The following is a 12,937-nucleotide window of genomic DNA, read 5'->3' as shown; positions in this document are numbered from 1 at the left end:
GGGCATCAATTTTGGTGGGCGCGTTTGGAGCTAATCCTACATGCGGCGCCGGTTCGAGTACACCCTTCAGGTCTACCACCTTGAACCGCACTGGGTTTCGTTCCGCGCTTATGTGGTGACGAGGGTTCTCGTCCGGGCTTGATCGTAGGCCGCTTCGACCTCGACCGGCGTGCGGTAGCCGAGTGCTTCGTGCAGGCGCTGGTGGTTCCACCACGTGACCCACTCCAGCGTTGCCAACTCGACCGCTGATGTCGACGGCCACGTCGTACGCGAGTAGATCAATTCCGCCTTGTACAAGCCGTTGACCGTCTCGGCCAAGGCATTGTCATACGAATCACCAACCGTCCCAACCGGCGGGGCGACACCATGCTCGGCCAACGTGTCGGTGTAGGCCAGGCTGACGTACTGGACTCCACGGTCGCTGTGATGCACCAGCCTGCCGCCCTCACGTGCCGCCGGCGTCGTGGCCAGGGCCTGTTGCAACGCGATCATCGGCAACGCTTGCGTCGTCAACGACGACGCGACTGACCAGCCGACGATCTTGCGCGTGCACGCGTCGGTGATGAATGCCGTGTACGCGAAGCTGCTCGTCGTCCTGACATAGGTGATGTCGGCGACCCACAACTCGTTCGGCAACGGCGCGTGGAAGTCACGCTCGACCCGGTCCGGGCGGTGATCGGGCACCTTCGACGCAACGGTCGTGAAGGGGCGGCGTCCGCGCCGAACACCGTGCAGCCCAACAGTTCTCATAAGCCGGGCGGTTTGGTCGCGCCCGATCACCCAGCCCTCACGGCGCACCGCGTGTCACATCTTGCGGTGGCCGTACACGCCGTAATTCTGCGCGTGCACCCGCCGAATCTCGTCGACAAGGACCTCGTCACGAATCGCCCGCGCGCAGCGCGGGCGCGCCTTCGCAGCGCGGTAACCACGGGAAGTGATGAACCCACAGCCCGTCGCGCCCAGGATCCGACAGATTGGCTCGACCCCGAACTGATCACGGTGTTCGTCGATGAACCGGATCATCTCGTCGTGGGGCGGTCGAGCTCCGCCGTGAAAAATGCCGATGCCTTCTTCAAGATCTCGTTCGCCCGCCTGGTCTCTGCCAGTTCACGGCGCAAGCGCCGGTTCTCTTCCTCCAGCGACTCCCGCGGAGGCGCGGCCGTGGCAGACGCGACGCGCGGTGAACGCCTCCAGCCACGCAACGTCGGGTCTGAGATTCCGAGCGATGTCGCGACCGCGATCAAGGCCGAACGCTGCGAACAACCCTCAGCAGCGACCTTGTCGGCCACCATCCTGACCGCATGCTCACGAAACTCCGCGTAGTGCCTGAGCATGATCCGATTCTTCCCTCAGTAAAGTCGGAACCAAACCCAGTGCGCTTCACCTTGTCTGCAGTTCGGCGCGCCTTCGTGCCAAAGTTCACCCCATGATGACTGATCTCATGAAGACTGATTCCGCCGTGTTGGTCACTGGAGGAACCCGCGGCATCGGCAAGGCGATCTGTGACGCCCTCGCCGAGGATCACGATCTCGTCGTCGGTGGCACCGACCCGGCTGCCGTCGACGCCGCGTGTGAGCAGTACCCGTCGGCTCGTCCGTTCGCGGCCGACCTCACCGACGGCGACGCCGTCGTGAGGGCGGTCGATGAACTAGGCCTCGAACGACTCGACGGCCTCGTGCACTCTGCGGGTCTGCTCGGCAGCGGCGCCTTCCGCGACCTCACCCGTGACGACTGGCGCCGCACCTTCGAGGTGAACGTGTTCGCCGTCGCTGATCTGACGCGCCTGCTCCTGCCCGCGCTCGAAGAGGCGTCCGGCACGGTCGTCGTCATCAACTCGGGTTCGGGTCTCACGGCCAACGGGCCTGGCGGCGTCTACTCGGCGTCGAAGTTCGCCGCCCGCGCGCTCACCGATGCGATGCGTGAGGAGCTTCGTCCGACCGGGATCCGTGTCTCCTCCGTGCACCCCGGCCGCGTCGCCACGGACATGCAGGTCGAACTCAACGAGTTCGAGGGGCGCGAGTACGACGCGGAGAACTACCTGCGCCCGGAATCGGTCGCGAACGCCGTCCGCGCTGCGCTGACGGCTTCGCCGGACGCCAACTTCGACATGGTCTCGGTTCGCCCCGGCCCCGCGGCCACGAACCGCACCTGAGCGTCCACAACGCCCCGATGTTGTGTTGTTTACGCGCCGTATGTGGCGCGCAAACAACACAACATCAGATTCCGTCAGCGCTGACGCTGCTCGCGCACCATCCGGTGGGTCAGGAGGGCGTGCTGGACGCCGTCGCCCTTCGTCAGCGACTCGGGGCTGACGGAGCCGCCCAGGGGAAGCATCGGCGTGAAGTAGTACAGCTCGCCGTCGCCCAGCGGGCCGAGCTTCGATCGCGCACCCTGGTGCGGGCCGCGCAGGTCGGAAAGGTGCGAGTTCTGCGAGAGCAGGTGCTCGGTGAAGAACTCCTCGACAGAACCGGCGACCACCGTGTTCGTGAGGAAGTGCGGGTCGAGGCACTCGACCTGGCCCGACGGAGCCACGTGGTACACGTGCCCGAAGCTCGTCACGGCGAACGGAATGCTCGACACGTCGGCGCCGAACCACTCGACGAGCACCGGCATCCACCGGCTCGGGTCGACGAGCAACAGTTCCTGCTGGCCGTACCAGCCGAGGCCGTGGCGGCGGTACAGCTCGACGAGCGACGAGGGCAGCTTGCCCTGCGCGTACTCGAGGAAGCCCTCCCCGACCGGCGTCACCTGGGTGGGGGCGTACCGCGAGACGAACGGCTCCAGCGCGAAGGACCCACGCGAGTCAAAGTTCATCGGACTTACTCCTTCTCGGGTTCACGCACCGACTCGCAGCCACTGCGCGAACGCCTCATCGTCGCGCGCCCGTGCTGTCGCGGGGCACGCCCATTCCTTCTAAGACTAGGCGGACGGCGCGGGCGTTGTCGCATCGAGGTGAAAGGGCATGAAAACATGGCCCCATGACTGCTGACTCCACGCCCACCGCTCGTCCCATGCCGGACAAGCCCACCGTCGACGGACTCGAAGACACGTGGGGCGCGGTATGGAAGCAGAACGGCACGTACACCTTCGACCGCGAGCGCGCCCTCGACCTGCCGCGCGAGCAGGTTTTCGCCATCGACACGCCCCCGCCGACGGCGTCCGGTTCACTGCACGTGGGTCACGTGTTCAGCTACACCCACACCGACTGCATGGCGCGCTACCAGCGCATGCAGGGCCGCGAGGTCTTCTACCCGATCGGCTGGGACGACAACGGCCTGCCCACCGAGCGTCGCGTGCAGAACTACTACGGCGTGCGCGGTGACGCGACGAAGGCGTACATCCCGAACTACACGCCGCCGCTCGAGGGCGCCGAGGGCAAGAGCGTCAAGGCCGCCGACCAGCAGCCCATCGGACGTCAGAACTTCATCGAGCTGTGTGACGTCCTCACCGTCAAGGACGAGGAGACCTTCGAAGCCCTCTTCCGTCGCCTGGGCATCAGCGTGGACTGGAACGTCTCCTACCGCACGATCGACGAGCGCTCCCGCGCCGTTGCGCAGCAGGCCTTCCTGCGCAATCTCTCGCGCGGCGAGGCCTACCAGCAGGAAGCTCCCGGCCTGTGGGACGTCACGTTCCAGACGGCCGTCGCCCAGGCCGAGCTCGAAGCGCGCGACTACCCGGGCGCCTACCACCGCGTCGCGTTCCACAGCGACGCTGCTGACGACGGCCGCGTCTACATCGAGACGACGCGCCCCGAGTTGCTGCCCGCCGTCGTCGCGCTCATCGCGCACCCGGACGACGAGCGCTACCAGCCGCTGTTCGGCACCACGGTCACGAGCCCGCTGTTCGGCGTCGAGATCCCCGTGCTCTCGCACCCGATGGCGGAGATGGACAAGGGCGCCGGCATCGCGATGTGCTGCACCTTCGGTGACCTCACCGACGTGCAGTGGTGGCGCGAACTGCAGCTGCCGACCCGCTCGATCATCACCCGCAGCGGCCGCATCACCGCAGAGACCCCGGAGTGGATCGCGGGGGGCCCCGGCGAGCAGCTCTTCGCCGAGGAACTCGCGACGAAGACGACGTTCACGGCACGCGAGAACGTCGTCAAGGCGCTCATTGCCTCCGGCGACCTCGACGGTGAGCCGAAGAAGACCCAGCGCAAGGCCAACTTCTTCGAGAAGGGCGACAAGCCCCTCGAGATCGTCACGAGCCGCCAGTGGTACATCAAGAACGGTGGCCGCGACGCCGACCTGCGCGCTGCCCTCGTGGAACGCGGCAATGAGATGACCTGGCACCCGGGCTTCATGCAGAGCCGCTACACGAACTGGATCGAGGGCCTGCACGGCGACTGGCTCATCTCCCGCCAGCGCTTCTTCGGCGTGCCGTTCCCGATCTGGTACCCGGTCGACGCCCAGGGCGAGACCGACTACGACAACCCGATCGTGCCCGATGAGTCCGAGCTGCCGATCGACCCGCAGGGTCAGGCACCGAAGGGCTACGACGAGTCCCAGCGCGGCCAGGCGGGTGGCTTCGTCGCCGACCCGGACGTCATGGACACGTGGGCGACGTCGTCGCTGTCGCCGCAGATCGCCACCGGCTGGCCGATCGCCGACGGCAGCGCCCACGGCAGCGACGCCGAACTGTTCGCCAAGATCTTCCCGATGGACATGCGCCCGCAGGGCCACGACATCATCCGTACCTGGCTGTTCGCGACGGCGGTGCGCGCGCACCACGAGAACGGCTCGGTGCCGTGGACGAACACGGCCATCTCCGGCTGGATCCTCGACCCGGACCGCAAGAAGATGTCGAAGTCGAAGGGCAACGCGCAGACGCCCGAGGACGTCGTCAAGGAGTTCGGCGCCGACGCCGTGCGCTACTGGGCCGCCTCCGGGCGCCTCGGCACCGACGCCGCGTACGACACGGGTCAGATGAAGGTCGGCCGTCGCCTCGCGATGAAGATCCTCAACGCCTCGAAGTTCGCGTACATGACGCCGGAGCCGAGCGCCGCCGACGGTGACCTGCTCGCGCTCGTGACGCAGCCGCTCGACACGTCGATGCTGGCCACGCTGCACGACGTCGTCGAACGCGCCACGAAGGGCTTCGAGGCCTGGGATTACACCCGCTCCCTCGAGCTGACCGAGACGTTCTTCTGGACGTTCTGTGACGACTACATCGAGCTCGTCAAGGAGCGCGCCAACAACCGTGACGGCAAGTTCAGCGACGCCGAGGCCGCTTCGGCCCAGGCTGCGGTCCGCATCGCTCTCGACGTGCTGCTGCGCCTCTTCGCGCCGGTGTTGCCGTACGCCACGGAGGAAGTGTGGTCGTGGACGCACGCGGACTCGATCCACCGCGCGCCGTGGCCGTCGGTCACAGGCTCGACGCTCCCGGCCGACGCCGACGCGAAGGTTCTCACGGTGGTCTCGCAGGCTCTCGCGGGTGTGCGCCGCGCCAAGTCGGACGCGAAGCTCGGCATGCGTGCCGAGGTCACGTCGATGACGCTCGCGGGCCCGGCTGACGCTCTCGCAGCCGCCGAGAAGGGTGAGGCCGATCTGCGCGCTGCAGGTCGCATCACCGGTATGACGACGGCGGTCGAGGACACCGAGGGCGCAACGCTCGTCGTGCGCGACGCAGAGCTCACGCCTCCCCCGCCGAAGCAGAAGTGACGCAGTGACACGACGAAGCGGCCCTGACCTTTGAAAGGTCAGGGCCGCTTCGTTCGTTCTCGCCCTTAGCCGTGGCGGCGAGAGCGTGAATCAGGCGGCGCGGCGACGCACGATCGTCGGGTCGACGCGGTCGAGCACGACCTCGCGGGTGACGACGACCTTGTCGATGTCGTCCTCGCTCGGCACGTCGAACATCACCGGCAGGAGAACCTCTTCGAGGATGGCGCGCAGACCGCGAGCGCCGGTGCCGCGGCTCATCGCCTGCTCGGCGACGGCGTCCAGGGCATCGGGCGTGAACTCGAGCTTCACACCGTCGATCTCGAACATGCGCTTGTACTGCTTGACGAGCGCGTTCTTCGGCTCGGTGAGGATGCTCACCATGCCCTCACGGTCGAGCGGCTCGACGGTCGTGATGACGGGCAAACGACCGATGAACTCGGGGATGAGGCCGAACTTCATGAGGTCCTCGGGCTGCACCTCGGCCATCGAGGCATCGCCACCGGCGGGCGTGTGCAGCTGCGAGCCGAAGCCGAGGCCCTTCTTGCCGTTGCGGTCCTCGATGATCTTCTCTAGGCCCGCGAACGCACCACCGACGATGAACAGCACGTTCGTCGTGTCGATCTGGATGAACTCCTGGTGCGGGTGCTTGCGCCCACCCTGGGGCGGCACCGAGGCGGCCGTGCCCTCGAGGATCTTGAGCAGCGCCTGCTGCACGCCCTCACCGGAGACGTCGCGCGTGATCGACGGGTTCTCGCTCTTGCGGGCCACCTTGTCGATCTCGTCGATGTAGATGATGCCGGTCTCGGCCTTCTTCGTGTCGAAATCGGAGGCCTGCAGTAGCTTGAGCAGGATGTTCTCGACGTCCTCACCGACGTAGCCAGCCTCCGTCAGCGCCGTGGCGTCCGCGATGGCGAACGGGACGTTGAGCATCTTGGCCATCGTCTGGGCGAGGTAGGTCTTGCCACAGCCGGTGGGGCCGATGAGCAGGATGTTGGACTTGGCGATCTCCACCGGGTCCTTCGACGTCGAGTCGGACGCCTGGACGCGCTTGTAGTGGTTGTAGACCGCGACGGCGAGGGCGCGCTTGGCGGCGTCCTGGCCGATGACGTACTCGCGCAGGAAGTCGAAGATCTCGCGCGGCTTCGGCAGCTTCTCGAGACCGAGATCGACCGAGTCGGTCAGCTCTTCCTCGATGATCTCGTTGCACAGGTCGATGCACTCGTCACAGATGTAGACGCCGGGGCCGGCAATCAGCTTCTTGACCGTCTTCTGGCTCTTGCCACAGAACGAACACTTGAGCAGATCGCTGCTCTCGCCCACTCGTGCCACCGGTCGTTCCCTTCGTCGTCCTACCTAGACAACACGGGGATCGCCCCCGTGAAGTGCACCGTACGACGGTAGTTCACCGCGCACGTCTCCCCCATCATTGAACCGCGCGTGGCGGCTCGACGCGAGCCTGTTCGCCACCGGCGGAAAGCCCGCGTCACCTACGCGAACGCGCCGGCACCCCCGAAGGGCACCGGCGCGTTCGTGTCGTCACGTTGCGTTCACAGCGCGAGGCATCACTGCTCGAGCGAGGCCTTGCGGCTCTGCAGCACCTCGTCGACGAGACCGTACTCCTTGGCCATCTCGGCCGTGAGGATCTTGTCGCGGTCGATGTCGGCTCGCACCTGCTCGACGCTGCGACCGGAGTGCTTCGCCAGCGTCTCCTCCAGCCAGTCACGCATACGCATGATCTCGTTGGCCTGGATCTCGACGTCGGAGGCCTGGCCACCCGAGCCCTCCATGGCCGGCTGGTGGATGAGAACGCGAGCGTTCGGCAGCGCGAAACGCTTGCCCGGCGCACCGGCACCCAGCAGCACAGCGGCGGCCGAAGCGGCCTGGCCGAGCACGAACGTCTGCACGTCCGGGCGGATGTACTGCATCGTGTCGTAGATCGCCGTGAGGGCCGTGAACGAGCCACCGGGCGAGTTGATGTACATGAGGATGTCGCGGTCCGGATCCTGCGATTCCAGGACGATGAGCTGCGCAATGATGTCGTCGGCCGACGCGTCGTCGACCTGGACGCCGAGGAAGATGATGCGGTCCTCGAACAGCTTCGTGTACGGGTCGAGGCGCTTCGTGCCGTAGGAGGTGCGCTCCTCGAACTGCGGCAGGATGTAGCGGCTCGTGGGCATCGGCGCCGTCACGCCGCCGTGAGCGCCCGTCGGGTTCGTGTAGTTCATTGAATTACTCCGTCAGTAGTCGCGGGCGGCGATCAGTTGGACGACTTCGTCGCGTCCGAGGAACGCTCGAAGACGTGGTCGACGAAGCCGTACTCCTTGGCCTCGTTCGCCGTGAACCAGCGGTCGCGGTCCGAGTCGGACTCGATCTTCTCGACCGGCTGACCCGTGTGCTCTGCGATGAGCTCGGCCATCTGCTTTTTGATGTGCAGCAGCTGCTCGGCCTGAGTTTTGACGTCGGACGCCGTTCCCTGAATGCCACCGAGGGGCTGGTGCATCATGATGCGCGCGTGCGGCGTCGCGTAGCGCTTGCCCTGAGCGCCGGCGGACAGCAGGAACTGGCCCATCGAGGCAGCGAGGCCCATGGCCACGGTGCACACGTCGTTCGGCACCCACTGCATCGTGTCGAAGATGGCCATACCAGCGGTCACCGAACCACCCGGGGAGTTGATGTAGAGCCAGATGTCCTTCTCCGGGTCCTCGGCAGCGAGCAGGAGAAGCTGCGCGCAGATCGCGTTCGCGTTGTCGTCGCGCACGTCCGATCCGAGGAAGATGATGCGCTCCTTGAGGAGGCGGTTGTAGATCTGGTCGTCGAGACCGGCAGCCATCTGCTGGCTCGCCATGACCACGTCCGAGGACTTGGCTGTCGTCAAGGGATCACTCCATCCGAATCTGCCACCCGGCACGCGGATGACACCATGCTTAAACTCTTCACTGACCCTAACGCGCGGGCCCGCGACTTTCGTCCCCGTCCCGGCCGGTGTTCGCCCTGAGCGCAAGCGCGGGCGCTGACCGACTCACGCGAGGCACGCGCAAAACTGCGGCCCGATGACGAGAGCGCGGCTCCGCTCGCACCGGGTGTGCGTGCGGAGCCGCGCTCCTGCTGGCGTTCAGGCCTGCGGCGACATCACTTGTCGTCGGCAGCCTTCTTCGTCGCGGTCTTCTTGGCCGTGCTCTTCTTGGCAGCTGCCTTCTTGGCCGGCTTCTCGTCGCCGTCCTTGGCAGCGGCCTTCTTGGCCGTGCTCTTCTTCGCGGCAGCCTTCTTGGCCGGCTTCTCGTCGCCGTCCTTGGCAGCGGCCTTCTTGGCCGTGCTCTTCTTCGCGGCAGCCTTTTTGGCCGGCTTCTCCTCGGCGGGCTTCTCGTCCGCGTCGGCCTCGTCGTCACCGGTGTCGACGGCCTCGTTGAGGTCGACGACGTTGCCCGCGGTGTCCTTGACCTTGGCGGACTCGAGGACCGTGGCGAGCGCCTTGCGGCGAGCGACCTCACCCATGATGGCCGGCACCTGGCCCTGGGCGTCGAGCGCCTGGGCGAAGGTGTTCGGGTCCATGCCGTACTGCTGCGCCGACATGATGAGGTACTCGATGAGCTCCTCCTGGCCGACCTGGATCTCCTGGGACTCCACGATCTCGTCGAGCAGGAGCTGCGTGGCGACCTGCTTGCGGGTGCTCTCGGTGACCTCAGCGCGGTGCTCGTCGTCGTCGAGGCGGTTCTCGCCCTCGAGGTGGTTGTGCACCTCTTCGTTGACGACGCCGTCCGGGACGGGGATGTCAATGGCCTCCAGAAGCGCGTCGAGCACCTTGTCACGGGCCTGAACGCCCTGCTCGAAGCGCTTCGTGCGCTCGACCTCGGAGCGCAGGTCGGCCTTCAGCTCGTCGAGCGTGTCGAAGGACGAGGCGAGCTGGGCGAACTCGTCGTCGAGCTCGGGGAGCTCGCGCTCCTTGACCGACTCGATCTTGACGGTGCACTCGGCGTCCTGGCCCTCGTGCTCGCCACCGGCCAGCGGCGACGTGAAGGTGGTCTCCTCGCCGGCCTTGAGGCCGGTGAGCGCCTTGTCGAGGCCTTCGAGCATCGTGCCCGAGCCGATCTCGTAGGAGACGCCGGAGACGGAGTCGATCTCGTTGCCGTCGATCGTGGCGGACAGGTCGATGGAGACGAAGTCGCCCTTCTTGGCCTTGCGCTCGACGCCCTTGAGCGTGCCGAAGCGCTCACGCAGCTCGGTGATGCGCTCGTCGAGGTCGGCGTCGCTGACCTCGATCGGGTCGACCTCGACCTCGAGGGTGTCGAAGGCGGGGAGCTTGATCTCGGGGCGGACGTCGACCTCAGCGGTGAACGTCAGGCCCTGGCCCTCTTCGAGCGGGAAGTCGGTGATGTCGACCTCGGGCTGGCCGAGCGGCTTGACGTCGTTCTCGACGATCGCGTTGGTGTACAGCTCGGGGAGCGCCTCGTTGACGGCCTCCTGCACGACGGCTGCACGGCCGAAGCGCTGCTCGATGAGCTTCGCGGGAACCTTGCCCTTGCGGAAGCCGGGGATCTGAACCTGCTCGCCGATCGTCTTGTACGCCTTGTCCAGGCTCGGCTTGAGCTCCTCGGCAGTCACGTCGACGGTCAGCTTGACCCGCGTCGGGTTGAGGGTCTCGACAGCGCTCTTCACAGCGTGTACTCCAGTAGTCGATGGGATGGGTCACGAGCCGCGACCGGCGAGGCGGGACGCCTGCTGCGTCCTGGCGCCTCATTGCACGGCGCGGCTCGCCGTACATGAACTTCTATCCATGCTAACGGTCGGGGTAACAGGATTCGAACCTGCGGCCTTCCGCTCCCAAAGCGGACGCGCTACCAAGCTGCGCCATACCCCGCTCACAACCTCGTGTGAACACCGCATTCTCGCACAAGCCGCGGCCTCACCGGCTCTGGCACCTGCCAAGAACGACGAACGGCGGCCCTCGTGGTGAGGGCCGCCGTTGGCGGTGTGGAGCGGGCGACGAGAATCGAACTCGCGTAATCAGTTTGGAAGACTGAGGCTCTACCATTGAGCTACGCCCGCATGTTCGGCCCACATGCTAGCGCACTCGATGCGCGCCTCGCGCACCGCAGCTGCCCGCGCCGCGTCAGGTCGCAGTTTGCGCCACATGGTGAACGCGAACTCTCGACTCCGATCTGAATTTGTGTTGGGGTGGAACCAAGTCCGGGAACCCCCGGCACAGTGTTCCGACTACACAGGAGGATCAGCATGGGAATCTTCGACAGCGCCAAGGACAAGGCCAGCGACTTCGCCGAGCAGAACCCCGACAAGCTCGACCAGGGCGTCGAGAAGGCGGGTGACTTCGCCGACGACCGTACGGGCGGCGAGCACGCTGACAAGATCGACAAGGGTCAGGACTTCGCCAACGAGAAGCTCGACGGCCTCGGCGGCGGTCAGTGATCTCGGGCTGACGCCTGAAACTTCAAAAGGGCCCCTCGGACAACGCGTCCGAGGGGCCCTTTTGCTGTGCGCCGGGGCGAGCGCGCCGGACCACGCCCCCTTGCGGCGAACGTTCCTGCGTGGCTCAGAGCATCGGACGTCGGTAGCGGCGGTTGCCGTCGCGCCAGATGACGACGACGGAGCGGTCGTCGTCGCCGCCCAGGGCGGCGGAGGTCGTGCAGATGCGATGAGCGCCGCCCGTGAGACCCTCGCTGATTGCCGACTGCGTCATGGCGAGCAGGCGCTGCGTCCCGGCGGTGATGTCGCCGCCGGGACCCTCGACGACGCCATCGCTGTAGAGCACGACGACATCACCCGGCGCGAGGATCCCTGCCGCACGGGAGAAGTCGTCCCGTCCCTGCTCGAAGAGGCCGAGGAGCAACCCCTCGGCACCGGTGACCATCTCCCAGCGGCGCGAGTCCGCGTGGTAGTGCGCCGCACTGGGGTGGCCCGCGGTCCCGATGCTGTACGAGCCGGTCCGCAGGTCGAGGGCGATGTGGATGGCGGAGGCAAAACCGTCACGCCAGCCCTGACGAATGAGGTAGCGGTTGGCCGCCGGCAGGAAGCCGGCCGGGTCCGTTTCCCCGAGCAACCCGCTCAGTGCACCCGAGAGGAGCAGCGCGCGCATCCCTGCGGAGTGGCCACTGCCGGAGACATCGGTGAGAGCCACGTCGAGCTGATCGCCGTGTCGGGCGCAGACGACGAAGTCGCCGCTGAACGCGCCACCCTTCGCGGGCAGGACGCAGTGCTCCATACGCACGTCGTCGGGAAGTTCGGGGGCGAGTGCCTGACGGTCGAGCCGCTCGCGAAGGTCCTTGAGCATGCCGGAACCCACGCTGAGTGGCACACCGAGTGCCTGCACGTTGCGCGTCACGAAGAACACGAGGCCGACGACGGCGAGGACGACGCACGCCACCGACCACTCGACGGTGCGATCACCCCAGGCGTACGCGACGACCACGAGGTAGCCCGCCACGACGACGGCGATGGCCCGAGCCAGGGTGCGCCCCGACAGGAGGAACCCGGCGCACACGATGAGCGGCACGAAAACCGATTGGGAAACCGTGCCGGGGAAGCTGATACCGGCCAGTGTCGCGACGAGGGTGAGGAACGTGATGACCGCCGCGAGCAGGCGCGAGGAGTTGCGCCGGGGCGTCACGATGCGGCGCACCGACCGCTGGGGGCGCACCCGCTCGCTCGTGACGTCAAGAACCACAGTTGCCACTCTATCCGGGGTGACAAACGTCTCACGAGGCGCCTGCGGACAAAGCGCAAGCGCCGGGCCCGCACGGCATGCGGGGCCCGGCGCTCGGGTGTCAGTGACTCACAGCGGCGGCAGCGTGCCGTCCGTCTCGTAGGCCTCGACCATGGCGATGCGGCGCGCGTGACGCTCGACGCCGGTGAACTGCGTCGTGATGAAGGTGCGGGCAATCTCCTTCGCCTGCTCGATCGTGACGAAGCGGCCACCGATCGAGGCGATCTGCGCACCGTTGTGCTCGCGCGCCAAGGAGGCGAACTCCGGCGTCAGACACAAGGCCGCACGAATGCCCTCGACCTTGTTCGCCGCCATCTGCTCGCCGTTGCCCGAACCGCCCAGGACGAAGCCGAGCGAGTCGGCGTCGTCACGCACGGCCTCGGCCGCGCGCAGCACGAACACCGGGTAGTCGTCCTCCGCGTCGTACTCGGTGGGCCCGTGGTTGACGACGTCGTGCCCCTCAGCGGTGAGGAAGTCGACGAGGGCCTGCTGGGTTTCAAAGGCGGCGTGGTCGCCACCGACGTGGATGCGCATGTCTCTCTCTCGGTCGAGCGGGTCGTGG

General features: G+C 66.8%; 10 protein-coding genes, 2 tRNA genes, 1 pseudogene and 1 other annotated feature. Of the genes and pseudogenes, 3 read left to right on the top strand and 10 right to left on the bottom strand.

Annotated features, from left to right (window positions below):
* Positions 1-108 precede the first annotated feature (108 nt).
* Positions 109-1,334, bottom strand: a pseudogene (locus tag EVU97_RS01405) (IS3 family transposase).
* Positions 945-1,062 (bottom strand) — a sequence feature (AL1L pseudoknot). It overlaps the preceding pseudogene by 118 nt.
* Positions 1,335-1,441: 107 nt before the next feature.
* On the opposite strand from EVU97_RS01405, the gene EVU97_RS01400 reads away from it, so the two are divergent.
* Positions 1,442-2,152, top strand: coding sequence for an SDR family oxidoreductase (locus tag EVU97_RS01400; RefSeq protein WP_129662886.1), 711 nt, complete (start codon positions 1,442-1,444; stop codon positions 2,150-2,152).
* Positions 2,153-2,226: 74 nt separating this feature from the next.
* On the opposite strand, the gene EVU97_RS01395 is transcribed toward EVU97_RS01400, so the two are convergent.
* The gene (locus EVU97_RS01395; protein WP_129662884.1) at positions 2,227-2,814 is read right to left on the bottom strand and encodes a GAD-like domain-containing protein; all 588 of its coding nucleotides are present in this window, start codon (positions 2,812-2,814) and stop codon (positions 2,227-2,229) included.
* A gap of 164 nt (positions 2,815-2,978) precedes the next feature.
* Between EVU97_RS01395 and valS the strand changes: the two genes are divergently transcribed.
* The gene (valS, locus tag EVU97_RS01390) at positions 2,979-5,660 is read left to right on the top strand and encodes a valine--tRNA ligase (RefSeq protein WP_129662881.1); all 2,682 of its coding nucleotides are present in this window, start codon (positions 2,979-2,981) and stop codon (positions 5,658-5,660) included.
* Between the two features lie 90 nt (positions 5,661-5,750).
* On the opposite strand, the gene clpX is transcribed toward valS, so the two are convergent.
* From clpX to EVU97_RS01360, 6 genes are all read right to left on the bottom strand, one after another.
* On the bottom strand, positions 5,751-6,989 hold the full coding sequence (clpX, locus tag EVU97_RS01385) for an ATP-dependent Clp protease ATP-binding subunit ClpX (protein ID WP_129662879.1): 1,239 nt from the start codon (positions 6,987-6,989) through the stop codon (positions 5,751-5,753).
* Positions 6,990-7,222: 233 nt separating this feature from the next.
* Entirely contained in the window at positions 7,223-7,885 is a 663-nt protein-coding gene (locus EVU97_RS01380) for an ATP-dependent Clp protease proteolytic subunit (RefSeq protein ID WP_118914032.1), read from the bottom strand.
* 32 nt (positions 7,886-7,917) lie between these two features.
* Positions 7,918-8,505: an ATP-dependent Clp protease proteolytic subunit gene (locus EVU97_RS01375; protein ID WP_129663224.1), complete on the bottom strand. Its 588-nt coding sequence runs from the start codon at positions 8,503-8,505 to the stop codon at positions 7,918-7,920.
* Between the two features lie 284 nt (positions 8,506-8,789).
* Positions 8,790-10,313: a trigger factor gene (gene tig / locus EVU97_RS01370; protein ID WP_129662877.1), complete on the bottom strand. Its 1,524-nt coding sequence runs from the start codon at positions 10,311-10,313 to the stop codon at positions 8,790-8,792.
* Positions 10,314-10,441: 128 nt separating this feature from the next.
* Positions 10,442-10,515 (bottom strand) — tRNA-Pro (locus tag EVU97_RS01365).
* 114 nt (positions 10,516-10,629) lie between these two features.
* Positions 10,630-10,703 (bottom strand) — tRNA-Gly (locus tag EVU97_RS01360).
* Between the two features lie 186 nt (positions 10,704-10,889).
* Between EVU97_RS01360 and EVU97_RS01355 the strand changes: the two genes are divergently transcribed.
* Positions 10,890-11,081, top strand: coding sequence for an antitoxin (locus EVU97_RS01355; RefSeq protein WP_047311360.1), 192 nt, complete (start codon positions 10,890-10,892; stop codon positions 11,079-11,081).
* A 124-nt stretch (positions 11,082-11,205) separates the two neighbouring features.
* On the opposite strand, the gene EVU97_RS01350 is transcribed toward EVU97_RS01355, so the two are convergent.
* Both EVU97_RS01350 and EVU97_RS01345 read right to left on the bottom strand, forming a co-directional pair.
* Positions 11,206-12,336, bottom strand: coding sequence for a PP2C family protein-serine/threonine phosphatase (locus EVU97_RS01350; RefSeq protein WP_129662875.1), 1,131 nt, complete (start codon positions 12,334-12,336; stop codon positions 11,206-11,208).
* A 108-nt stretch (positions 12,337-12,444) separates the two neighbouring features.
* Positions 12,445-12,909: a ribose-5-phosphate isomerase gene (locus EVU97_RS01345; RefSeq protein ID WP_047311655.1), complete on the bottom strand. Its 465-nt coding sequence runs from the start codon at positions 12,907-12,909 to the stop codon at positions 12,445-12,447.
* Between the last annotated feature and the right edge of the window lie 28 nt (positions 12,910-12,937).

The sequence above is a fragment of the Dermacoccus sp. 147Ba genome (assembly GCF_004151355.1).
Taxonomy (GTDB): domain Bacteria; phylum Actinomycetota; class Actinomycetes; order Actinomycetales; family Dermatophilaceae; genus Dermacoccus; species Dermacoccus abyssi.
This window is presented reverse-complemented; position numbering and strand designations above follow the sequence as displayed.